At 62.5% G+C, this 22,088-nt stretch carries 25 protein-coding genes; 5 read left to right on the top strand and 20 right to left on the bottom strand.

What is annotated here, in order from left to right:
• The first annotated feature begins 40 nt into the window (after positions 1 to 40).
• Positions 41 to 757, top strand: a complete 717-nt coding sequence (locus BM413_RS17340) for a response regulator (RefSeq protein WP_091915262.1) — start codon at positions 41 to 43, stop codon at positions 755 to 757.
• Positions 754 to 2,190 carry an ATP-binding protein gene (locus BM413_RS17335; RefSeq protein WP_091915260.1) on the top strand — a complete coding sequence of 479 codons (1,437 nt, stop codon included), beginning with the start codon at positions 754 to 756 and terminating at the stop codon, positions 2,188 to 2,190. Before BM413_RS17340 ends, BM413_RS17335 begins: the two co-directional genes overlap by 4 nt.
• 61 nt (positions 2,191 to 2,251) lie before the next feature.
• Here the strand turns inward: BM413_RS17335 and BM413_RS17330 are convergent, their stop codons facing one another.
• Positions 2,252 to 2,458 (bottom strand): hypothetical protein, encoded by a 207-nt coding sequence (locus tag BM413_RS17330; RefSeq protein ID WP_091915539.1) that lies wholly within the window; start codon positions 2,456 to 2,458, stop codon positions 2,252 to 2,254.
• A gap of 35 nt (positions 2,459 to 2,493) precedes the next feature.
• Positions 2,494 to 3,177, bottom strand: a complete 684-nt coding sequence (locus tag BM413_RS17325; RefSeq protein WP_091915258.1) for a GNAT family N-acetyltransferase — start codon at positions 3,175 to 3,177, stop codon at positions 2,494 to 2,496.
• Positions 3,178 to 3,257: 80 nt separating this feature from the next.
• On the opposite strand from BM413_RS17325, the gene BM413_RS17320 reads away from it, so the two are divergent.
• Entirely contained in the window at positions 3,258 to 4,454 is a 1,197-nt protein-coding gene (locus BM413_RS17320) for a pyridoxal phosphate-dependent aminotransferase (protein ID WP_091915256.1), read from the top strand.
• Between the two features lie 242 nt (positions 4,455 to 4,696).
• Here BM413_RS17320 and BM413_RS17315 read toward each other — a convergent pair whose 3' ends face one another.
• The 13 genes from BM413_RS17315 to BM413_RS17255 form a co-directional block, all read right to left on the bottom strand.
• Positions 4,697 to 5,107: a RidA family protein gene (locus tag BM413_RS17315; RefSeq protein ID WP_091915254.1), complete on the bottom strand. Its 411-nt coding sequence runs from the start codon at positions 5,105 to 5,107 to the stop codon at positions 4,697 to 4,699.
• A gap of 48 nt (positions 5,108 to 5,155) precedes the next feature.
• Positions 5,156 to 5,842 (bottom strand): ABC transporter ATP-binding protein, encoded by a 687-nt coding sequence (locus tag BM413_RS17310; RefSeq protein WP_091915252.1) that lies wholly within the window; start codon positions 5,840 to 5,842, stop codon positions 5,156 to 5,158.
• The gene (locus BM413_RS17305; RefSeq protein WP_091915249.1) at positions 5,839 to 6,588 is read right to left on the bottom strand and encodes an ABC transporter ATP-binding protein; all 750 of its coding nucleotides are present in this window, start codon (positions 6,586 to 6,588) and stop codon (positions 5,839 to 5,841) included. The genes BM413_RS17310 and BM413_RS17305 overlap by 4 nt, the downstream gene beginning before the upstream one ends.
• Positions 6,581 to 7,561 carry a branched-chain amino acid ABC transporter permease gene (locus BM413_RS17300; RefSeq protein WP_091915247.1) on the bottom strand — a complete coding sequence of 327 codons (981 nt, stop codon included), beginning with the start codon at positions 7,559 to 7,561 and terminating at the stop codon, positions 6,581 to 6,583. Before BM413_RS17300 ends, BM413_RS17305 begins: the two co-directional genes overlap by 8 nt.
• Before the next feature lie 10 nt (positions 7,562 to 7,571).
• Positions 7,572 to 8,492 carry a branched-chain amino acid ABC transporter permease gene (locus tag BM413_RS17295; protein WP_091915245.1) on the bottom strand — a complete coding sequence of 307 codons (921 nt, stop codon included), beginning with the start codon at positions 8,490 to 8,492 and terminating at the stop codon, positions 7,572 to 7,574.
• 283 nt (positions 8,493 to 8,775) lie between these two features.
• On the bottom strand, positions 8,776 to 9,915 hold the full coding sequence (locus BM413_RS17290) for an ABC transporter substrate-binding protein (protein WP_091915243.1): 1,140 nt from the start codon (positions 9,913 to 9,915) through the stop codon (positions 8,776 to 8,778).
• Between the two features lie 48 nt (positions 9,916 to 9,963).
• A complete protein-coding gene (gene kynA, locus BM413_RS17285) occupies positions 9,964 to 10,797 on the bottom strand; it encodes a tryptophan 2,3-dioxygenase (protein ID WP_091915241.1) in 834 nt (277 codons plus the stop codon).
• Between the two features lie 263 nt (positions 10,798 to 11,060).
• A complete protein-coding gene (locus BM413_RS17280) occupies positions 11,061 to 11,393 on the bottom strand; it encodes a DMT family transporter (RefSeq protein WP_091915239.1) in 333 nt (110 codons plus the stop codon).
• Between the two features lie 356 nt (positions 11,394 to 11,749).
• Positions 11,750 to 12,466 (bottom strand): tellurite resistance TerB family protein, encoded by a 717-nt coding sequence (locus BM413_RS17275; protein ID WP_091915237.1) that lies wholly within the window; start codon positions 12,464 to 12,466, stop codon positions 11,750 to 11,752.
• 543 nt (positions 12,467 to 13,009) lie between these two features.
• The gene (locus tag BM413_RS17270) at positions 13,010 to 14,170 is read right to left on the bottom strand and encodes a nickel/cobalt transporter (protein WP_091915235.1); all 1,161 of its coding nucleotides are present in this window, start codon (positions 14,168 to 14,170) and stop codon (positions 13,010 to 13,012) included.
• A complete protein-coding gene (locus tag BM413_RS17265) occupies positions 14,167 to 14,832 on the bottom strand; it encodes a DUF1007 family protein (protein ID WP_091915233.1) in 666 nt (221 codons plus the stop codon). The genes BM413_RS17270 and BM413_RS17265 overlap by 4 nt, the downstream gene beginning before the upstream one ends.
• A gap of 84 nt (positions 14,833 to 14,916) precedes the next feature.
• Positions 14,917 to 15,816, bottom strand: coding sequence for a LysR family transcriptional regulator (locus BM413_RS17260; RefSeq protein ID WP_091915231.1), 900 nt, complete (start codon positions 15,814 to 15,816; stop codon positions 14,917 to 14,919).
• A 3-nt stretch (positions 15,817 to 15,819) separates the two neighbouring features.
• The gene (locus BM413_RS17255; RefSeq protein WP_091915229.1) at positions 15,820 to 17,079 is read right to left on the bottom strand and encodes an amidase family protein; all 1,260 of its coding nucleotides are present in this window, start codon (positions 17,077 to 17,079) and stop codon (positions 15,820 to 15,822) included.
• 549 nt (positions 17,080 to 17,628) lie between these two features.
• Here BM413_RS17255 and odc2 point away from each other — a divergent pair.
• Together odc2 and BM413_RS17245 are read left to right on the top strand one after the other, a co-directional pair.
• Positions 17,629 to 18,762 carry an ornithine/lysine decarboxylase gene (odc2, locus tag BM413_RS17250; protein ID WP_091915227.1) on the top strand — a complete coding sequence of 378 codons (1,134 nt, stop codon included), beginning with the start codon at positions 17,629 to 17,631 and terminating at the stop codon, positions 18,760 to 18,762.
• A gap of 100 nt (positions 18,763 to 18,862) precedes the next feature.
• Entirely contained in the window at positions 18,863 to 19,564 is a 702-nt protein-coding gene (locus BM413_RS17245; RefSeq protein ID WP_091915225.1) for a GNAT family N-acetyltransferase, read from the top strand.
• A 123-nt stretch (positions 19,565 to 19,687) separates the two neighbouring features.
• Here the strand turns inward: BM413_RS17245 and BM413_RS17240 are convergent, their stop codons facing one another.
• From BM413_RS17240 to BM413_RS17220, 5 genes are all read right to left on the bottom strand, one after another.
• Positions 19,688 to 19,969 (bottom strand): SCP2 sterol-binding domain-containing protein, encoded by a 282-nt coding sequence (locus BM413_RS17240; RefSeq protein ID WP_091915223.1) that lies wholly within the window; start codon positions 19,967 to 19,969, stop codon positions 19,688 to 19,690.
• 160 nt (positions 19,970 to 20,129) lie between these two features.
• Positions 20,130 to 20,639 (bottom strand): hypothetical protein, encoded by a 510-nt coding sequence (locus tag BM413_RS17235; RefSeq protein WP_162931568.1) that lies wholly within the window; start codon positions 20,637 to 20,639, stop codon positions 20,130 to 20,132.
• The gene (locus BM413_RS17230; protein ID WP_091915219.1) at positions 20,636 to 21,052 is read right to left on the bottom strand and encodes a hypothetical protein; all 417 of its coding nucleotides are present in this window, start codon (positions 21,050 to 21,052) and stop codon (positions 20,636 to 20,638) included. The genes BM413_RS17235 and BM413_RS17230 overlap by 4 nt, the downstream gene beginning before the upstream one ends.
• A gap of 19 nt (positions 21,053 to 21,071) precedes the next feature.
• Positions 21,072 to 21,632: a rod-binding protein gene (locus BM413_RS17225; RefSeq protein WP_091915217.1), complete on the bottom strand. Its 561-nt coding sequence runs from the start codon at positions 21,630 to 21,632 to the stop codon at positions 21,072 to 21,074.
• Positions 21,633 to 21,695: 63 nt separating this feature from the next.
• The gene (locus tag BM413_RS17220; protein WP_091915215.1) at positions 21,696 to 22,085 is read right to left on the bottom strand and encodes a hypothetical protein; all 390 of its coding nucleotides are present in this window, start codon (positions 22,083 to 22,085) and stop codon (positions 21,696 to 21,698) included.
• Between the last annotated feature and the right edge of the window lie 3 nt (positions 22,086 to 22,088).

The following is a 22,088-nucleotide window of genomic DNA, read 5'->3' as shown; positions in this document are numbered from 1 at the left end:
GGGCAGATGCATTCTCGATCGAGCTGGGAAAACAACGCCTTTGAAAACCGACGCCCATATCCTCATCGTCGACGACGACAAGGAGATCCGCGACCTGCTTCAGGAATTCTTCCAGAAGCACGGCATGCGCGTGTCGGCTGCCCGCGATGATGACGAGATGCAGGCCGAACTGCGCCGCGCACCGGTCGACCTGATCATCCTCGACGTCATGCTGCCGGGAAAGAGCGGCCTAGACATCTGCCGCGACCTGCGCACGCATTCGAAAATCCCGATCATCATGCTGACCGCCGTCACCGAGACCATCGATCGCGTCGTCGGGCTGGAGATGGGCGCCGACGACTATGTGCCGAAGCCATTCGACCCAAGGGAACTGCTCGCCCGCACGCGTGCCGTGCTGCGCCGTCCCAGTGCGGCGGGGGCCAATCATCGTCCGGTGCCGCAGATCTATAAATTCGCCGGCTGGACACTCGATTCCGCGCGCCGCCGGCTGCTGCGGCCGGACGAGGTCCGTGTCGAGCTCACCACCGCGGAGTTCAACCTGCTGCAGACGCTGGTGCGCAGCGGCCAGCGCGTGCTGAGCCGCGACCAGCTAGTCGAACTGTCGAACCAGAACGGCGACTACAGCTACGACCGCAGCGTCGACATTCTGGTCAGCCGCCTGCGCCGCAAGATGGAAGACGATCCGCGCTCGCCCAAGCTGATCCTCACCGTACGCGGCGGCGGCTACCAGTTCGTGCCCGAGGTCGCGGCCGAATGAAGTGGCTCCTGCCCCGATCCCTGCCTGCCTGGGTCCTGCTGATCGTCATCGCCGGCCTGCTGGCCATCCAGGTTTCGACGCTGTCCATCGTTTCGCGCGAGCGCGTCGCCTCCAACACCATCCTCGACCTGTTCCGGCTCAACGACCGCGCACTGTCTCTGGTCAAGCTGATGTATGCAGCCTCGCCGGAGGAACGAAAACACGTAGCCGCCGGGCTTTCGGTGGCGCCTTATGTGCTCTCCATCTCCGACACGCCGGCGATCACCTCCTCGATACCGGCCGACGACGAGATGGCCGAGCTGGAAGACGTCATTGTCGGCCGGCTGACCAAATTCGGCGTCGAGGAAGCGCGCGTACGCCGTGAAAGCGCCCAGGCGCAGGAACATCCCAAGCACAAGGTCACGGAGCCCGACGACAATCTCGGCGGCATAGAGCGGGAACTGCTCGATCTTTCCGCCGATTTCAACAAGACCGATACGCTGGTCGCCTCGATCGAGTTCAAGGACGGCCAATGGCTCAATTTCGTCATGCCGTCGACGCCGCTCAGTCCGATCCTGACCACAGACAGCCTGCCGCTTTACGGCTCTGTCGCCGCACTTGTGGTGTTGCTTTCGATATGGTCGCTGCGCCGCCTCACCGCGCCCTACCGCGCGCTCGAAAGTGCTGTCCGGCGCATCGGCGACGACCTGAAAAGCCCGCCGCTGGCCGAGCGCGGCAGCAGCGAATACAAATCCGCCGCCCGCGCGGTCAACACCATGCAGGCAAGGCTGCGCGAATATGTCGAGGACCGCGAACTGCTGGCAGCCGCACTTGCCCACGACCTGCGCACGCCGCTGACCCGCATTCGCCTGCGCCTAGAACTCCTGCGCAATTCGCCGCTACGCACCGCGCTGATGCAGAATCTCGCCGATATCGAAGCGATCTCGTCATCGGTGCTGGATTTCGCGACTTATGAAGCCAAGGGCGAGGAGCCGGAACGCATCGACTTCTGGTCGCTGGTTGATTCGGTTGCCGACGGCAACCCACAGGTCGTCTTCGATGGATCGCGCAAGCATGCCCGTGGGCTGGTCTGTTATGGCCGAACCGTTGCCCTGCGCCGCTGCGTGACGAATTTGGTCGACAACGCCGTCAAATATGGCGGCAAGGCCCGCCTCGTCCTTTCGCAAAACGAGACGGAAATTCTCCTCACCATCGATGATGACGGGCCCGGCATTCCGGAAGGCCAGATGGAGAAGATTTTTCGGCCCTTCGCCCGCGTCGAGGCCTCACGCAACCGCCAGACCGGCGGCTTCGGCCTTGGCCTGACGATCGCGCGCAACATCGCGCGGCGCTTCGGCGGCGATGTCCGGCTGCACAACCGGACCGGCGGCGGCCTGCGCGCCGAATTGACGATACCGCTGGCAAAGGGCGCGCAACTGCACGCCGCGCAGTGATACCTGAATTCATTTTGAGTGTTAGATCGTCCTTTGCGCGTCAGGACGGACGCGCGGCGATCTAATCCCGCTTCCTGGCTTGACTGCGGCCACGCAACCAGAAGACCAGGAAGAACGCGGCGACGAACAGCACGGCGACCACGCCCGCTGCCGCCGGCGACTTGTTGCCCACCGCCAGCATGATCGTGGGCAGGAAATAGCCGACGATACCAAAGCCCAGCAGGATCACGGCTGCCGCGATCGCCGCATCACGGTTCTTCCCGTCCATCATCACCATTCCAGTTCGCTCTCAGCTCCGGTTGGCTACGCAGCCTCGGCGCGGAAATCTTCCAGTCGCCGCTTCTGCTTGCCCTCGGCGTCGTAATTAGCCGGATCGAGCCACGCCTCATAGGCGCGTTTCAGCGCAGGCCATTCCGTGTCGATAATCGAATACCACGCCGTATCGCGGTTTTCGCCCTTTACCACCAGATGCTGGCGGAAAATCCCCTCGAACTGGAAGCCGAAGCGCTCGGCCGCACGCTTCGACGGCAGGTTGGCATTGTTGCATTTCCACTCGTAGCGCCGGTAGCCGAGCGTATCGAAGGCATATTTCATGAACAGATACTGTGCCTCGGTCGCCGCCGGCTTGCGCGAGATGATCGGCCCCCAATAGATGTTGCCGATCTCGATGACGCCATTGGCGGCGTCGATCCGCATCAGGGTTTGGCGCCCGGCGATCTTGCCGCTGGCCTTGTCGATGACAGTGAAGAAAAGCGGGTCTTCGCTGGCCTGCACCCTGTCCAGCCAGGGCTGGAAGTCCGCGCGGGTTTGCGGCGGAAACTCCGGCAGCCAGCGGAAGCGCTCGCCGGCATCGGCGACCGACGATGCCTCGAACAGCCCGTCGCCGTGCTTTGCCGCGTCCAGCGGCTCCAGCCGCACATAGCGCCCCTCGATAACCTCGCGCTGCGGACGCGGCCTCGGCTGCCAGTTCTTCAGATCGACGGACATATTGGCTCCTGCGATTGACTTTTTCGTCCCGACACTCACAAAAACGCTTGCCCAGTGACAGAACCACACGGACAGGAAAAATGCTCCAAACGATTGCGGCCTTCGATCGCCTCGGCGAAGAAAATGCCTTCGCGGTTCTGGCCCGCGCCACCGCCCTTGCCCATGAGGGGCGCGACATCATCAATCTCGGCATCGGCCAGCCCGATTTCAGCACGCCGCAGCACATCGTCGAAGCCGCCATCAAGGCGCTACGCGACGGCCACCATGGCTATACGCCGGCAAACGGCCTGCTCGCCACCCGCGAAGCGGTCGCCCGGCGCACGCTGGCGCTCACCGGCGTGGAGGTCTCGCCGGAAAACATCATGATCATGCCCGGCGGCAAGCCGACCATGTTCGCCGCGATCCTGATGTTCGGCGAGCCGGGCGCCGAAATCCTCTATCCCGATCCCGGCTTCCCGATCTACCGCTCGATGATCGAATTCACCGGCGCAAAGCCCGTTCCCGTGCCGATGCGCGAGGCCAACGGCTTTGCCTTTTCGGCCGAGGAAACGCTGTCGCTGATCACACCGAAGACGCGGCTGCTGATCCTCAACTCGCCGGCCAACCCGACCGGCGGCGTCACGCCGCGCGCCGAGATCGAAAAGCTGGTCAAGGGACTGGAAGCGCACCCGCACGTCGCCATCATGTCCGACGAAATCTACGACGTCATGACCTATGACGGCGAGGCGCATTGCTCGCTGCTGAAATTCCCCGAAATCCGCGACCGGCTCATCATCCTCAATGGCTGGTCGAAGACCTGGGCCATGACCGGCTGGCGCATGGGCTGGTCGATCTGGCCGAACTCGCCGGCAAGCAACCGCCTCTACGACAAGGTGCGCAAGCTGGCGGTCAATTGCTGGTCCTGCGTCAACGCGCCGAGCCAGTATGCCGGCATCGCGGCCATCGATGGCCCGCAGGACGAGGTGGAAAAGATGATGCGCGCCTTCGACCGCCGCCGCAAAACCGTGGTCGAGGGGCTGAACGGCCTGCCGAATATCTCCTGCATCACCCCCAAGGGCGCTTTCTATGCCTTCCCCAACATTGAAAAGACCGGCTGGAAGGCCAAGAAGTTGGCTTCGGCGCTGCTTGAGGAAGCCGGCGTCGCGCTCATCGGCGGACCGGATTTCGGCATTCTCGGCGAAGGCTACATCCGCCTTTCCTACGCCAATTCCGAGGAAAACATCCTGCGCGCGCTGGAGCGGATCGGGGATTTTCTGGAGCGGACGAAGGCGGGCTGACGGGTTTCTGTTCACCCGTCTACGAGAGGGCTGTCGCATACGGACGCTCTGATGGACCTGAGCGACGTCATACCCCCACCCCTAACCCCTCCCCACAAGGGGGAGGGAGACGATCTCGTCGCCCATCAAGAACGTTGAGGAATGGGGTTGAACTACCGTCCAACAAAGTCCCCCTCCCCCTTGTGGGGAGGGGTTAGGGGTGGGGGTATCTTTAAAACGCAATAGACCCCCATCACACCTGCCTAAGCCGACAACACCGCCGTCGCCTCGATCTCCACCTTCGCCTCGTCTTCCATCAGCGCCACCACCTGCACCATGGCCATCGCCGGATAGTGCTTGCCCATGACGTCGCGATAGGCGACGCCGATCTCGCGCAGATTGGCGAGATATTCGGCCTTGTCGGTGATGTACCACGTCATCTTGACGATGTGCTCGGGCCGGCCGCCGCCCTCTTTCAGGATGTCGACGATGTTGCGCAGGGTCTGCCGCGTCTGGCCGGCAAGGTCTTTCGCCTCGAACACCTGATCGCCCGTCCAGCCGATTTGCCCGCCGAGATAGACCACGCGCCCTTCCGCAACCACGCCGTTGGCATAGCCCTTGGCGGCCTTCCAGTTGGCCGGGTGAAGCACCTCATGAATGGTTGGTGCGGTCATGGTCGTCTCCAGTCCTGTTCTTGCTATCGGCTTCTTCTTGTTGACGTCTCAAACGCCGAGATAGCGGTCCTGCAAATCTGCGGTCAGTTCGTTCGGGTGTCCGGAAAACACCGTCCGGCCCTTTTCCAGCACGAAGCAGCGGTCGGCCACCGGCAGAAGTTCGGACAGCGTCTTGTCGACCACAAGGATCGACTGGCCCTCCGCCTTTAGCCGCCGGATCGCTGCCCAGATGTCCTGCCGGATCACCGGCGCCAGCCCTTCGGTTGCTTCATCGAGTATCAGCAGTTTCGGATTGGTCATCAGCGCGCGGCTCACCGCCAGCATCTGCTGCTCGCCGCCCGAAAGCGTGTTGGCATATTGGTCGCGCCGCTCTTCCAGGCGCGGGAAAAGCTCGTTGATGCGGGCAAGTGTCCAGACGCCAGGCCGCGCTGCGGCAACGAGGTTCTCGTAGACGGTGAGGTTCGGGAAACAGCGCCGCCCTTCCGGCACCAGCCCGACACCGAGACGGGCGATGCGATGCGGCTGCATGCCGGCGACATCTTTCCCCGAAAGCCGGATCGTACCATTGCGCGGCCGAACGAGCCCGAGCACGGAGCCGATCGTCGTCGTCTTGCCCATGCCGTTGCGGCCCATCAGCGCCACGACTTCGCCTTCGGCAACCGCGAGATTGACCCCGAACAGCGCCTGCGAAGCGCCGTAAAAACTTTCCAGCCCGGATATTTCGAGAAGGCTCATGACGCTTCCCCAAGATAGGCGCGGCGTACTTCCGGGTCGTTGCGGATTTCGTCCACCGTGCCGCTGGCGATGATGCGGCCATAGACGAGCACCGAAATGCGGTCTGCCAGCGCAAACACCGCATCCATATCGTGCTCGACCAGCAGGATCGGCGCTTCCTGCCGCAATGTGTCGAGGAACGCCGTCAGCGCTTTCGAGCCTTCCGGCCCCATGCCCGCCATCGGCTCGTCGAACAGGAACGCCTTTGAGCCAAGCGCCAGCGCAATGGCGATCTCCAACTGCCGCCGCTCGCCATGCGACAAGGCGGCCGCCGGCACCTGCGCGCGGGCGGCAAGGCCGGTGCGCTTCAGCATCGCCATCGCCGGCTCGGTCAGCGATTTGTCGGCCATCACCGGGCGCAGGAAGCGGAAGCTCGACCCTTGTCGCGACTGCACCGCCAGCATGACATTGCGCAGCGCCGAAAATTCCGGCGCCAGCGACGAAATCTGGAAGCTGCGGCCAAGCCCGCGCCGGGCGCGCGCCGCCACGCCAAGCCGGCTGACATCCTCGCCAAGGAAATGCACCGAGCCGCTGTCCGGCTTGATCGAGCCCGAAATCTGGTGGATCAGCGTCGTCTTGCCGGCGCCATTGGGGCCGATCAGCGCGTGGATTTCACCGGGGCGCAGGTCGATGCTCACGCCGTCGGTTGCCTTCAGCGCACCAAAGGTCTTTTTCAGGTCGCGAATGGAAAGGACGGTGTCAGCCATGACGCGCCTTTCCGGCAACGAGGCCGATCAGCCCGCCGCGGGCAAACAGCACGACGCCAAGCAGGATCAGGCCGAGGAAGAACTGCCAGCGCTCGGTGATGCCGCCAAGCGCGAATTCGAACAGCACGAACAGCATCGCACCGGCAACCGGCCCGAACAATCGCGCCGTGCCGCCAAGGATGATCAGCACGATCAACTCACCCGACATCTGCCACGACAGCATGGACGGGCTGACGAAGCGGTTGAGATCGGCAAACAGCACGCCGGCAAGTCCGGTGATCGCCGCCGAAATCGCAAACGCCACCAGCCGCACCCGGAACGGCACGATGCCGACAGCGGCAAGGCGCTGGTCGTTCTGCCGTCCGGCCTGAAGGGCCGCGCCGAAGCGCGAATTCTGGATCAGCCAGAACATGAGCAGGGCGACGGCCAGAACGCCGTAGCAGATCAGGAAGAAGCTCAGTGGGTTGGCGGTATTCACGCCCGGAAAGCCGTTGCGCGTGATGATGGAAAGCCCGTCCTCGCCGCCATAGGCCGGCCAGGAGATGGCGAAATAGTAGATCATCTGCGCGAAGGCCAAGGTGATCATGATGAAATAGACGCCGGACGTTCTGAGGCTGATGGCGCCGATCGGAATGGCGACGGCAACGCTGACCAGCATCGCCGCCAGCCAGATTACCGGCATCTGGTCGCTGCCGGAAAATTCGAAGGGCGAGGAAAACATCGGCTCCATGTTGAAGGCATGGCTGGCAAAAATGCCGGCGACATAGCCGCCGATGCCGAAGAAGGCAGCGTGGCCGAACGAGATCAGCCCACCCAGGCCGAGCGCGATGTTAAGACCCACCGCCGCCAGCGCGAGGATCGCCATGCGGGTCGCCAGCGTGATGTAGAATGGCTCCTCCATCGCGGTCGCGATGAAGGGCAGCGCCAGGAGGGCTGCGGCGAGAAGGATGTTGATGAGGGTTTCGCGGCTCATGGCTTGCCCGTCACGCATTGGCCGCGAACAGGCCCTTGGGCCGGAACGCCAGGATGAGCGCCATGACGATATAGATCAGCATCGAGGCGATCGCAGCCCCCGCCGTCGCGCCTTGTGCAGGTCCCATGAAAGCCGCGAACAGTTTCGGCAGCAGAAACCGCCCGAGCGTGTCGACCAGCCCGACGAGGATCGCGCCCACGAGAGCGCCTTTGATCGAGCCTATGCCGCCAATGACGATGACGACGAAGGCCAGAATCAGTACCGGCTCGCCCATGCCGACCTGCACCGACTGCAACGCGCCGACCAGCGCGCCGGCAAGGCCTGCAAGGGCAGCACCCAGCGCGAAGACGACAGTGTAGAGTGTGCGGATATCGACGCCGAGTGCTGCAATCATCTCACGGTCGGATTCGCCGGCGCGGATGCGCATGCCGAGCCGCGTCTTGGAAATCAGCAGGTAAAGCCCGACCGCAACCGCAATGCCGACGCCGATGATGGCCAGCCGGTAGAGCGGATAACGCCCGCCGCCCGGCAGTTGCACCGCGCCCGAAAGGGTGGAGGGAATGTCGAGATAAAGCGGGAACGAGCCGAAAAGCCAGCGCGTGCCTTCCGAAAAGATCAGGATCAGCGCGAAGGTGGCAAGCACCTGGTCGAGATGGTCGCGGTCGTAAAGCCGTCTGATGACGACAAGCTCGACCAGCGCCCCGGCGGCCGCCGCCGCAGCCAGGCTGGCAACCAGTCCGAGCCAGAACGAGCCGGTCGCAGCCGCCACCGCCGCGCAGGCAAAGGCTCCGATCATATAGAGCGAGCCATGGGCCAGATTGATCAGGCCCATCACGCCAAAGATCAGCGTCAGCCCCGCCGCCATAAGGAAAAGCATGACGCCGAACTGCAGCCCGTTCAGTATTTGCTCGATCAGGAGCGCTGTGGACAAGGATCAGGTTCCATCAGTTTGGGTGTTGGATTGGAGGCGCAACCTTGCGCCCCTCTCCTCGTAAGCGGCAGGCACATGAAGCACCCCCACCCCTAACCCCTCCCCACAAGGGGGAGGGGAACTTTACTGCAAGGTCGCTCAGCGCCGTCAACGTTGCTGGCCAAGGCGATGAAATCGTCCCCCTCCCCCTTGTGGGGAGGGGTTAGGGGTGGGGGTACACCCCCGCTCTAGCCCCATCAGCACACGTCCACTCCCGTAAACGGGGAGAAGGAAGCTCTAATCCTCACATCTTGCAGTCTTTGGCGTAGGCGTCCTCATGGTCGGTGAAGCTGGTGGCGACGATCTTGTTGGTCAGCACGTCGCCCTCCTTCACCACTTCGCGGACATAGATGTCCTGGATGGGATGGTTGTTGCTGTTGAACTTGAACTTGCCGCGCACGGAATCGAACTTCGCTTCCTTCAGCGCCGCGCGGAAGGCGTCCGCATCCTTCACACTTGCCTTGCCGGCCGCCGAGATGATCAGGTTCGCCGTGTCATAAGCCTGCGCCGCATAGATCGAAGGCAGCCGGTTATATTCGGTCTGGAAGCCTTCGACGAACTTCTTGTTGGCGGCGTTGTCGAGGTCCTTCGACCACGAGGCCGAGTTCTTCACGCCGATTGCCGCATCGCCGATCGCGCCGAGCACGTCCTGGTCGAAGGAGAAGCCCGGGCCCATCACCGGCGTTTCCACGCCCGACTGCGCATACTGCTTCATGAAGGCGATGCCCATGCCGCCCGGCAGGAAGAAGAACACCGAGTCCGCACCGGAATCGCGGATTTGCGCGATCTCGGCTGCATAGTCGGTCTGGCCGAGCTTGGTGTAGACCTCGCCGGCCAGTTCGCCCTTGTAGAACCGCTTGAAGCCGTTCAGCGAGTCCGTGCCGGCGGGGTAGTTCGGCGCCAGGATGAACACTTTCTTGTAGCCGGCGGTGTTGGCATAGTTGCCCATCGCCTCATGGAAATTATCGTTCTGGTAGGCGACGTTGAAATAATTCTTGTCGCACTTGGCGCCCGCCAGCGCCGAAGGGCCGGCATTGACCGAAAGGTAGAACTTGCCCTGCGCCACCGCGTTCGGCACCACCGCCATGGCAAGGTTCGACCAGATGATGCCGGTCAGCAGATCGACCTTGTCGCTCTGGATCATCTTGTCGGCGATCTGCACGGCAAGCTCCGGCTTCTGGGCGTCATCCTCGGTGACGACCTCGATGTCCTTCACGCCCGACTGCTTGAGCGCCAGCATGAAGCCGTCGCGGGCATCGACGCCCAGCCCCGCACCGCCGCCCGAAAGCGTGGTGATCATGCCGATCTTGAGCGGGTCGGCATAGGCCATGCCCGACGTCGCCATCGACAGCGCCAGAATGCTTGCGGCAAGTATCTTCTTCATTCCCAATCTCCCATTGTTTTTGGTCGTAAGTGGTTCTTATCGTTGTAGTCAGAGTTCGGTGCGAACTTTCCAGAGTTCCGGAAACAGTTCAACCTCCAGCATCTTGCGCAGGTAGGATACACCCGAGGTTCCCCCGGTCCCGCGCTTCAACCCGATGATGCGCTCGACGGTGGTGACGTGGTTGAAGCGCCAGCGGCGGAAATAGTCCTCGAAATCGACCAGCTTTTCCGCCAGTTCGTAGAGCATCCAGTGCTCTTCGGGCGCGCGGTAGATGTCGCGCCAGACGTTCAGCACGGCAGCGCTTTCCTGCCGGGTTTCCCGCCAGTCGGGGCGCGTTGCATCTGCGCCGACATCAAAACCCTGCCGGGCGAGCAGCAGCAGCGCTTCGTCGTAGAGGCTGGGCGCGGCAAGAATATCCTCGAGCTTCTCCAGGACTTCCGGCCGGTGCGCATGCGGCTTCAGCAGCGCGTTGTTGCGGTTGCCGGCCAGAAATTCGATCGCCCGATACTGGTAGGATTGAAAGCCCGAGGACTGGCCGAGCGAATCGCGGAACTGCGTGTATTCGCTGGGCGTCATCGTGCGCAGCACGTCCCAGGCGCTGTTCAGCTGCTCGAAGATGCGTGCCACCCGCGTCAGCATCTTGAAGGCCGGCTGCAAGCGATCCTCGCGGATCGCCACGATCGCCGAGCGTATCTCGTGGATGGCAAGCTTCATCCACAGCTCGGAAGTCTGGTGCTGGATGATGAACAGAAGCTCGTCATGCGCAGTGGACAGCGGCTCCTGCGCGTCGAGCACCTTTTCCAGATGGAGATAGTCGCCATAGGACATGCGCCCGCGAAATTCCATCTGGGCGCCTTGGGCGGGATTGTCAGCCTGCGTCATGTGACCTGCCCTAATCTGGCGCGATGCGCTCGCATCGCCTCCTGCTGGTCACTCAGGATTGCATTCCGCAAACTACATTTCAAGCATGAAATTTTATGATTAAAATATCTCGTGACCGCTTGGGTATGTTGAGATTCAGGTGAGGAAGAGTCGAAAATAGCTGTTTTCGAGAACCGAAGCGGAGTGGACTTTTGGGTCCATGAGCATCGGAAGCGCAGAAAGGTGCCATTTGCAAACCGTCATGGCGTGAATATCAACATACCCTAATGAGCGCTGGTTTTGGAGAACAGGTTCAGGACCAGAACACCGGCAACGATCAGGCCCATTCCCGCAAAGCCGGCAAGGTCGGGCCGCTGCCCGTAGACGACCCATGCGACCAGCCCGACCAGCGCGATCCCGCCGCCGGCCCAGATCGCGTAAGCGATGCCGAGAGGTATCCGGTCAAGGACTTGGGACAGGAAGAAGAATGCCGCGGCATAACCGAGGATCACCAGCACGGAGGGGCCAGGTCTGGTAAATCCTTCTGCGGCTTTCATCGCACTCGTGGCGACGACCTCGCAGATGATCGCAAGGGCGAGGATAGCGTAAGCGGGCATGGGAGCCTCCGTTGAAGGAGGCTTCTAATGATCAGAACTTCCAGACCTCGTCACGTTCACTTTCCTGTGACTGGACTGCCCGCCAACGGGCCTGTCGGAGATACGATCGCCCAACAAAAAGGGCGGTCATTGGCGACCGCCCTCAGATGTGAATCGCGCTTGGGAGGAGGAAAAGCCGATCCGACTGTCAAAATGATGCGCCCGAACGGTTAACGAAACCTTACCGCACAATCTATAGTTGTTTATAACAATTTCGGGAAGAAATCGCAATAGATTTTCGTCCAGAGTAGCGCTAAAACAAACAGTTAGATCAGATCGACGATTCTACCATAAATTGTATTGCTGTGCTTGGGCAGCTACGCTCCGACGGTCGCTTCCGTCTTGGCCGCCGAAACCGTCGCCCCGATATGGTCGACCAGCGCGTCCGGCAGTTTCAGCCGGCCGGCGAGCATGTCGAGGAAGCCACGCTCGGCGCGGGTGTCCGGGTCGATGGCGAGGCGCGCGGCAGTGTAAAGCTCGATCTTCTGCGCATCCGTATGGGCAGAAGCTGCAAGCTGGTCGAGGTCCAGCGGCTTGTCGATTTCGGCAAGGAGAAAACTTTCGGCCTCGCTGCCGACGCCCGAAAGCGCCAGCCTGTCGGCGATCTTCTTGCGCTCTTCGTCATCGACATGGCCATCGGCCTTGGCGGCGGCGATCATCACGCGCACCAGCGTCAGCGCGAATTCCGCCTCGCCCTGCGGCGCCTGCGACGGGTGAAAACTGGTATCGGCGGGCGGCGGCAGCAGCTCTTGCTGGGCAGTGCCCGCCTGTTCCGGCTGCTTGCCGTTCTGGTAGTTCTGGTAGGCCTTGTAGGCGAGCCCCGCGACGGCGGCGAGCCCGCCGAGCTTCAGCGCCGAACCGGTAACCGCACGGCCTGTGCCGGTGCCGAGCAGCACCGCTGCCAGCGCACCCGCTGCCAGCGGATTATCCTTGGCAAGCTGTGTCGCCTGAGCGGCCTTGTCCCTGACGGTCGAACCCGTGCCGGGAACTTTCGAACCGAGCAGGTCATCGAGCAGTTTCTTGGGATCGAACATCAGTTCCTCCGAAATTTGCGCCCGTCTCTTCGGGCGGGTTTCAAGTGTCGGTGAGGTAGGCAGTCGAAGGCGACATTACAATGACGCGCGGTGTTTTTGGTAGGGTTTGTGCTCGGTGGAACATTTGCGATTAACGGTCACAACCGTGAAGTTCGTCATCCCGGAAACCGCAGCGAAGCGGAGGTTATCCGGGATCCATTGGCCGAAACATCGCTGGGTGCGGCCTGCTCCTGATATTGGCGCGCGTTCAGTACCGTTGAAGCTCGTCTCCGTTCCGGCATGGATCCCCGGATCTCCGCCCTTCGCTTCGCTCGTGCTCCGCCCGAGAATGACGAATTGCATGTTCGGTCTTCGCTGACCGTCAGCGTTGTCGATCCACCACTGCGACTGTGCGTTCACTTTCCTGCAAGCGGTCAAGCAGTGCAGTGGAGAGCCCAACCCCTAGGGGCGGGGCTATAGAAGCCGCTCAGGCGCTTCGAAAAGCATAGCGTTCGCTCTGCGGTAAGCAGGCGAGATCAAGGCGAGCCGAAACGAAGAAAGCGGCTACACCGTCAGGCTTGCGGTCAACAACAGCAGGCCGAGGACGAACACCAGTCCGGCGCCGCCGATCTCGATGGTGGTGTGGATGCGGTTGCCGAGGCGGCCGTCGCCTGCTGCCGCTACGGCCCAGTTCTTGGCGGTGACCGCCAGGGTTGCCAGCGCCGAAACGGTGATTGCGGTGCCGAGGGCCATGGCGAAGACCGACAGGATACCGCCGGCCCAGATGCCGTTGAGGAAGGCGAAGGTCAGGACGATCAGCGCGCCCGAGCAGGGACGCAGGCCAACCGCTGTAACCGCCGACCATGCCGTCTTCCAGTCGAAATGATCGCCCGAGATCATCGCCGGGTCCGGGGCATGGGAATGACCGCAGCTCTCGCAAACCTGACCGGCTGCATGACTGTGGGCATGGGAGTGGCCATGCAAGGTTGCATGGCTGTGGGCATGGGCGTGGCTATGAGCATGCGCATGATCGTGGTGGTCGTGCGCATGCGAGGGGTGGTCGCAGGCGTGGTCATGATGGTCGTGATCGTGGCCGGCATGGGAATGAGCGTGCGCGTGGGCATGTGCGGCCGACAGGCTGTAGGCCGGGTTGGCGCCGAGCCAGCCGCGCACCAGCGGGCCGGCCTTGCGCCAGAGCAGCCATGCGCCGAACAGCGTGATGAGCACATAGCTCGAGACTTCGAGGAACCAGGTCGCCTTGGTCATCGAGATCGAGGTGCCGCGCAGCACGAGGAACAGCAGCGCCATCATGACGATCGCGGTGAGCGCCTGAAGGAACGCGGAGATGAAGGACAGCATGATGCCGCGCCGCAAGGCCACTTCGTTGGCGAGCATATAGGAGGAAATGACCGCCTTGCCGTGGCCGGGACCGGCGGCGTGGAAAATGCCGTATGCGAAAGACAGCCCGACCAGAACCCACATCTGGCCGCCATTGTCGCGCATCGCCTTCATCGCGCCGGTCAGCGAGCGGTAGAAGGCCTGCTGCTGCGCGTTGATCCAGTTCATCCAGCCAGCGAACAGCCCGGTCGAGGGCACCATGGCTTCGTTGGTGCCGATGCCGAGCGAGCTTTGCGCGTGGGCGAGGCCGGCGAAATGCGTGAGCACATAGGCTATCGCCAAGGTAGCAAACACCAAGCGGATGGTCGTCTTCTTCACGGGGTCTATCCTTTGGCTGTGCAGTTCAGTTCAAGGCGGGTCGCGAAAATCTTGCTCATGTCGGTGCCGGTAGGATCGTTGAAGAAGGCGTCGGTGAGCGTCGACTGGTTCTGGGCGATGGCCGTATCGGGATCGGGGCGGATGACCTGCTTCGTGCACATGGGCGGCAGGTCCGCAACCGACATGTTGGCGTCTTCGGTGAAGTCGATCGCGGTGTAGAAGGTCGGGTCATAGACGCCGAAATCGATCTTGCCCGACAGCTTCAGCGGCTGCTCCGGCTCGGATTCGAACAGCACGATGAGCTGGTCGTTCTCGTAATTGGCCATGAGATGGGCCGGCGGCTTCATCTTCACGTCCTTGCCGTTGGAGGTGACGATCTGGAAGTAGCCATACTCGGCAAGCGAAGTGTAGATGGTGTTGGCGACTTCCTTAAGCTCGGTATCGTCCAGCTTCAAATCGGAGTTCTTGTCGAACTCCATCAGCACGGTGGATGAGAACAGGTCGTCAAAGCGCCACAGATGCCGCAGCGACTTTACCGTGTGGTCGGGGTTGAGCACGACATCGAGCCGCGCTTCGGCAAAGACATGGGGATGGACGCTCGCCGGGACGGTCGAGACCAGGAGGGCTGCGGCAGCCGAAGCCAGAATCGCCGTTCGCATTTTCAGCTTCATTTGCAGTCGCATTCCAGTCTGGGAGTAAGGATAGGGAGAGTTACCAGAAACCCGGCGAAATTGGGACCGTTTTGCGACAGGCAATCAAGCGTGATCGCGCGGCTTGAACCACTGCACGAGGAAATCCACGAAGACGCGGACCTTCGCCGGCAGGTAGCGGCGATGCGGGTAGACCGCGAAAATGCCGCCGCCGGTGAGGATGCGATCGTCGAGGATCGGCACCAGCCTGCCGGCCTCGATATCAGGCGCGGCGATGAAATCGGGCAGGATCGAAAAGCCGAGACCGGACAGGGCGGCGGCGCGGGCGGCAAGCGGGCTGTTGACCTCCATCGGGCCGGTCACCGACACGGTGACGGTCTCGCCATTGTCACCGAGGAACGGCCAGTTCGACAGCCAGCGGCCATTGGTGTCGATGATGCAGGGCAGGCGGGCGAGGTCTTGCGGGCGGGTCGGCTTGCCGTGCTTCTCGATGAGTTCGGGCGAGCCGCAAAGCCGCACCGAAAACGGCGACAGACGCCGCGCGATGAGCGACGAATTTTCCAGCCGCGAGATGCGAATGGCGAGGTCGAAGCCTTCCTCGACCAGATCGACGAAGCGGTCGTCGAGATGGATTTCCAGCACGATTTCAGGGTGCGCCTTGGCGAAGTCGATGAGCGACTGGCCGATCGGCGCATCGGCGAAAGTGCGCGGCGCCGAGAGCTTTATACGCCCACGCACGTCGCCGGAGGATTCGCGCACGGCATCCGCCAGGCTGTCGACCTCGCGGACGATTTCGGAGGCGCGGCGATAATAGGTGTGGCCGGCCTCGGTCAGCGAGAACTGCCGCGTCGTGCGGTTGAGCAGCAGCGCGCCGAGCTCGTCTTCCAGCTCGCGGACATATTTGGAGAGCAACGCCTTGGAGCGGCCGATCTTGCGGGCAGCGGCCGAAAAGCCCTCAGCCTCGACCACGTCGATGAAGGCGCGCATGCGAGTGAGGGTGTCCATGGCTCAGCCTTTGTTTTTCGATTGGAGTATTCGCTTGCCCAGCGAAATCAATTGCAGGTCGCTCTTGGACGGTCCGAGCAGCGACAGCCCGAAGGGCGCGCCATTTACGGTGCCGAGCGGCAGGGTGATCTGCGGAAAGCCGGAGAGGCCGGAGAGGCACAGCAGCCGCAAGGCGCGCTCGCGATAGGCGAGGAGGTTTTCCGGCGTATCGGCCTTCAGTGGGGCAGCGCCCGGAACGGTCGGCAGGACGAGTATGCCGGTGTCGCCGAGCAGGTCGCGCAGTTCGTCGCGGAAGGCGGTGCGGCTGGCGTGTGCTTCAGCTAAGGCCTGATCGTCAATCGTTGTGGCGAAGCGGAAGCGGTCTTCTACGCCTTTGCCGAGACTGCCGGGATGCGCCGAAATCCACGCGCCGTGATTGGCCCAGGCCTCGCGCGCCTGGATTTTGCGGAAAGACCAGTAGAGGTCGTCCGGGGTTTGGTTGAGGGGTTTTGCTGGTTTAGCTTCGCCGAGAACGGCGGTGACGATGGAGAGCATTCGACGGTATTCGTCTGCTTCGGTGTTGCCGAGGACGAGGTCGTCGAGGGCGGTTAGGCTCACGAGCTTGCTCTCTTCCGTAGACGCAGCGGCGGTTTCGCCACCCCCACCCCGGACGGCTTCGCCGTCCGACCCTCCCCGCAAGGGGGAGGGTGGGGCGTGCAGCACCACCTCCGCCACCTTTTGATACGTCTCGATATCCCTGGCGAACCAGCCGAAGGTGTCGAGCGAAGGGGCGAGCGGCATGGTGCCTTCGAGTGAGATGCGGCCATGCGTGGTGCGCAGGCCGACCAGTCCGCAGAAGCTCGCCGGTGCGCGGATCGAGCCGCCGGTGTCCGTGCCGGTGGCGATGTCGGCGAGCCCGCCTGCGACGGCCGCGACCGAACCGGAGGACGAGCCGCCGGTGACGCGGTTAGGGGCGGCGGCGTTTACCGGTTCGGGGAAATGCGAATTCTGGCCCATCAGCGAAAAGGCGAATTCGTCGGTCTGCGTCTTGCCGAGGAAATGCGCACCGGCATCGAGAATCAATTGCACGGCCGGCGCCGTTTTCGTGGCTGGTGCGGCCTCAGTGAATTTCTGCGGGTTGCCGCAGCCGGTGCGATAGCCCGCAACGTCGAAGATATCCTTCACGGCAAGGCCGAGGCCAGCCAAAGGTCCGGTTTCCCTATTGGAAACAGGCACTTGCGGGGCGTCTAGGAAGGCGTTGAGAGGATCGCGCATGGCCTGCATTGTTCAATGATTCACAACGATTTGGCCAGCTTTGTTCGACATCTGAAAATTTACAAGCTGCGATACGATTTTTGTTGATTGTGACAGACGCGACTCCTATATCGCGCTTGCCCAAAGTCGCACGTGCCTGTGGGTGTCCGCCGATCCTCGAATGGTGAGGGAAATCGGTAAGGTAACTGGAGCTAACCCCTCCAGTCGGTTTAGCGGCCAACCGCCAAATCGAGGACACCTTGAAGCAACGACGGTGCGGGCCTTTCTGGTGTTCTGCCGGTTGTCCAAAAACCGGGGTTACTGAAGAGGCACACCCTCATTGCCGGCAGTGCGGAACGGGTCTCCCAATCCAAGCCAAGGCAGACAAAGCGAACCGAAGCCGGGCAAGGCTAGGTTCACCGCCGCGTGACGCACGCTCATGGTTCCGGGGTCTCCACCGGCTGGTTCCATGAAAATGTGATCGCGCCTTTGTCCACCGCGGATTCCGTGGCCGATGTCGGCCGCGCCGCAGCTTGATTTCGCGCGCCTGAAAGCCGCGCATTCGCATTGGAGAGACCCATGGCCACGCAGCGCATCCTCGACTTCCTCGCCACCCGACGTCCAGAAGGCCCTTGCCTCGTGCTGGACCTCGATGTCGTGCGCGAAAATTTCCATGCCTTCGAAAAGGCGCTGCCGGATTCCAAGATCTACTACGCGGTGAAGGCAAACCCCGCGCCTGAAATCCTGCGCATGCTTGCCTCGCTGGGTTCGTCCTTCGACACCGCTTCGGTCGCCGAGATCGAAATGGCGATGGATGCCGGCGCACCGGCCGAGCGCATCTCCTTCGGCAACACCATCAAGAAGGAGCGCGATGTTGCGCGCGCCTATCAGCTCGGCATTCGCCTGTTCGCCGTCGATTGCGTCGAAGAGGTCGAGAAGATTGCCCGCGTCGCACCCGCTGCCCGCGTGTTCTGCCGCGTGCTGACCGATGGCGAAGGTGCTGAGTGGCCGTTGTCGCGCAAGTTCGGCTGCGTGCCGGCGATGGCCGTCGACGTGCTGCGCCATGCCAAGGCGCTCGGCCTCGACGCCTATGGCGTGTCGTTCCATGTCGGCTCGCAGCAGATCGACCTTGCCGCCTGGGACCGCGCGCTTGGCGACGCCAAGGCCGTGTTCGAGACGCTGGCTCAGGAAGGCATCACGCTGAAGATGGTCAATATGGGCGGCGGTTTCCCGACCCGTTATCTCAAGGACGTGCCGACCGCGCGTGCCTATGGCGAGGCGATCTTCTCGGCCCTGCGCAAGCATTTCGGCAACCGCATTCCGGAGACGATCATCGAGCCGGGCCGCGGCATGGTGGGCAATGCCGGCGTCATCAAGTCGGAAGTCGTGCTGATCTCGAAGAAGGCCGACAACGACAATGTGCGCTGGGTGTTCCTCGACATCGGAAAGTTCGGCGGTCTCGCCGAGACGATGGATGAGGCGATCCGCTACCCGATCGTCACGCCGCGCGATGGCGATGCTGTTGCACCTTGCGTGCTCGCCGGCCCGACCTGCGATTCGGCCGATGTGATGTATGAGAAGGCGCCGTATCCGCTGCCGCTGTCGCTGACCATCGGCGACGAAGTGCTGATCGAAGGTACCGGTGCCTATACGACGACCTACTCGGCGGTCGCCTTCAACGGCTTCGAGCCTCTCCGATCCTACGTGATCTGACGGGCTTAACAGCCCCTCAGGTCACCCCGTTCGCCGGCGGATTTTTAGCCGGCGACGGGTTTGCTCGTGGAACAATCTCCGCTTGTGAAGGATCGCGGATATGGAAGTCTCTGAAATCACCGGCAAAGCGCCGGCATTTGTAATCATCGCCGAAACCGTAGCCGACGTGGCGGCGCGCGAAGCGCTGCTCGACCGCGCCATGGGCGTGAGGCGCAAGAAGAAGTCGTCGGAGAAGCTGCGGCGGGGCCGGCGGCCCTCCGAAGGCTTGGCATTCGTCGCGCGTGACGCCGAGGGCATGGTCATCGGGACGGTGCGGCTGTGGGACGTGGCGTTCGCACAGGATGTCTCCCCCCTTGAGGGGGAGATGGCTGCGAAGCAGCCAGAGGGGGTAACCTCAGAAGGCACCGCAAGAGCGTCGAGCACTGCCGCGACAACCCCCTCCGCCGCCTTCGGCGGCACCTCCCCCTCAAGGGGGGAGGGTACGGCATTGCTTTTGGGCCCGCTGGCCGTTGACCCGTCGATCAAGAATGGCGGTGTCGGCTCGGCGCTGATGCGGCAGGCAATCGCGGAAGCACGGCGGCTTGGCCACCGTGCCATTCTGCTGGTCGGCGATGCGCCTTATTATGCGCGGTTCGGCTTTTCGGCCGAGAAGACCGGTTCGCTTGCGATGCCCGGCCCCTATGAGCAGCATCGCTTCCTGGCGCTAGAGCTTGTCGAGGGCGCGCTCGACGGCGCTTCCGGCGTGCTGAAGGCTGCCGGTCGCAAGCAGAAGAAGACCGAGCGGTTGCAACTCGCAGCCTAGGGTATGTTGATATTCACGCCATGACGGCCTGCAACCTGGATCTCGACACATCCTGAAACGGCCATAAACGAAAAAGCCCGGCAGCTTTGCAGCGCCGGGCTTTTTGTTTGTTTGGTCGTTCGGTCAGATGACCTGGCTGAGCGCCATGGCAACGGTCATGTCGCCCTCGACCTTGATCTTGCCGCTCATGAACGCCATCGTCGGGTTCAATTCGCCGGCAACCAGCGACTCAAGGTCGTCGAGGCTGAGCTTGATGGTGCAGTCGGCAGGCGCGTCGGTGGTCGAGATGCTGGCACCGTCGATGACGATCACGCCGTCGCCGCCGGTATCGAACTTGACCGAGCGGTCGAAGCCGGAGCTTTCCACCTTGGACCGGATTTTTTCAACAACAGCTTCTACGCTCATGGCAATGCTCCCTTGTCTCGTATCGCGCGCAGGCGCGCCGTTTTCAGATGTGCCTCGGCATTTGCCGCAGCACCGTAAAGTGTCGGAAACCGTATAGCGTCTCGTTGACGTAAACGTCAATGGAGGGAATTGGTTGCTGCTCGCAAAATAGCGCTTGGACTTAATGTGCGGCTGCCGGCGTGGCCTCGGGCCGGGTGACCTCGCGGCGGCGCAGCGACTTGTCGCGCGTTTCTTCCCGGGACAGGAAGTCGATCTGCTCGACGATGACTTCGCTGATGAGCTTTTCGCCGACGCGCTTGTTGACGCTGTCGCGCACGCCTGTCCGGAAAGTGTCGAGATTGAAGTTCTCGCGCTTGGAGAAATCGATCTGCGGATTGGCGTAGAGGTAGGTGTAGACCTCGTCGACGATCAGCGATTGCGCCGGCACCGACAGCTTTTTCATCTGTGCCGGGTCAACGGTGTAGACGAGGCGGGTCAGGAAATAGCCGTCGATCGTGGCCTTGCTGAACACCGGGACCGAGATGACTTCCGTCCTGATGTAGTCCAGGCCGCCGAGAAGGGCGGGCGTGGCGGCCGCATCGGACTTGGCGCTCGACGTCTGGAACGAATAGAAAACCGCGCCGAGCGTGGCGAGGCAGATCCAGACGGCGGCGACAATGAATTTGATCAACGGGCGGCCCACCCGAATTCGCCTTCGGAATAGGTACCGTCGGCATCGGCGCGCTGGATCACGTTCTGCATGAGCGTTGCGATCTCGCTCACTGCGCCCATATGCGCCTGGATCACGGCGGCGTTCGTCGCCAGCTTGTCACGCAGCATCTTGATGCCGTCGCGATGCTCGGCGAGAAGTTCGGGTTCGCCGACGCCCCGGGTGGCGCGGGTGAGTTCGTAGAGGTAGCGGCTCTTGCGGACGTTGGAGGACTTGATGTCGAAGCTGCCGCCGGCACGGATCGCGGCGGTTTCCTCCTCGACAGCTTCCACGATGCGCCCGATGATCGCCGACAGATTGCCCATACGCGCGGCCGGTTCGGCCCGCGTGCTGCGGGCCGGCAGATTCTGGACGGTCGGCTTCTGTTCAGTCATGTTCGAATATCCCTAGAAATTAGATTTTTGTCTTTGCCGAAATGGCTGCCTGATCTTCCGAAAGGCTTTTTGCCATTTTGCGCTGAAGTTCCTGGACGAGGGCGGTGGAAAGCATCGTCTGCTTGTCGGTCTCGGCCTTTTCAGGCCCGCCTGAGACGGGTCCGACGGCGACCTTGTTCTTGCCGTCGACATAGTGGTCGCCGAGCACGCGGTCGGCGATGCCGATGCCGCCACGTTCGGCCATGACGTCGGCGATCTTGCCGGCCATCATCGACTTCCACATGTCGCCCGCCATGCCCTTGCCGTAGACGTTTTCGGCGTCCTTCGGCAGCATGTTCTGGATGAAGGTCTGCAGCACCATCGCCTCAAAACGCTTGAAGGAATCGGGCGTCTTGGCCTGTTCTGTGCCGGTCTTGAAGCTGCCGGAAATGCCGGTCTCACCGAGCGAGAACGACGCGACGGCACTGCCACCCACAGCACTTCCACGCTTGGCCAATTCGGCGCGAGCCGTTTCCAGATTGGAAGGCTCGACCGCGCGGGCAACGTCCAGAACGATGTCGCTGGGTGGGGAAATCGCCAAGAAAAACTGTCCCTTATCCGACTTTTGAGATGCCGATCATGGACGAGCAAGCTTGTGGCAACCTTACTTGTCGTCGGAGGTGGCGTTGCGCTCGATGATGTCCAGCCGCTCGCGGTCGGCGGTGTCGCGGTCGACCTGGCGCCGCACGTCGCGGTAGGCGCGCTCGACCATATTGGTGCGGGCCGTGGCGGTCGCGACCTTGTCGGCTTCGCTCCTGGCCAACTGTACATTCTCTTCCTGGCGGGCCAGCGCCTTGCCGATGCGCTGATGGTAGATTTCGGGGAACATCGACGACATCGAGCCTTCGGAATCGAAGCGCTCGACCAGTTCCGCGGCCTCGTTCTGTGCGGCCACCGCTTCCGACACGAAGCCGGCGTGACGGGTTTCATGCAGCGCCTTCAGCTGCTCCTGCACCTTCACCAGCTTTCGCAGCCTTTCCTTGCGCGCGCTCAATGC

The sequence above is a fragment of the Mesorhizobium sp. YR577 genome (genome assembly GCF_900116595.1).
Classification (GTDB): Bacteria; Pseudomonadota; Alphaproteobacteria; order Rhizobiales; family Rhizobiaceae; genus Mesorhizobium_M.
Note: the sequence above shows the minus strand (reverse complement) of the source record. Positions and strands in the feature narration are given on the sequence as shown.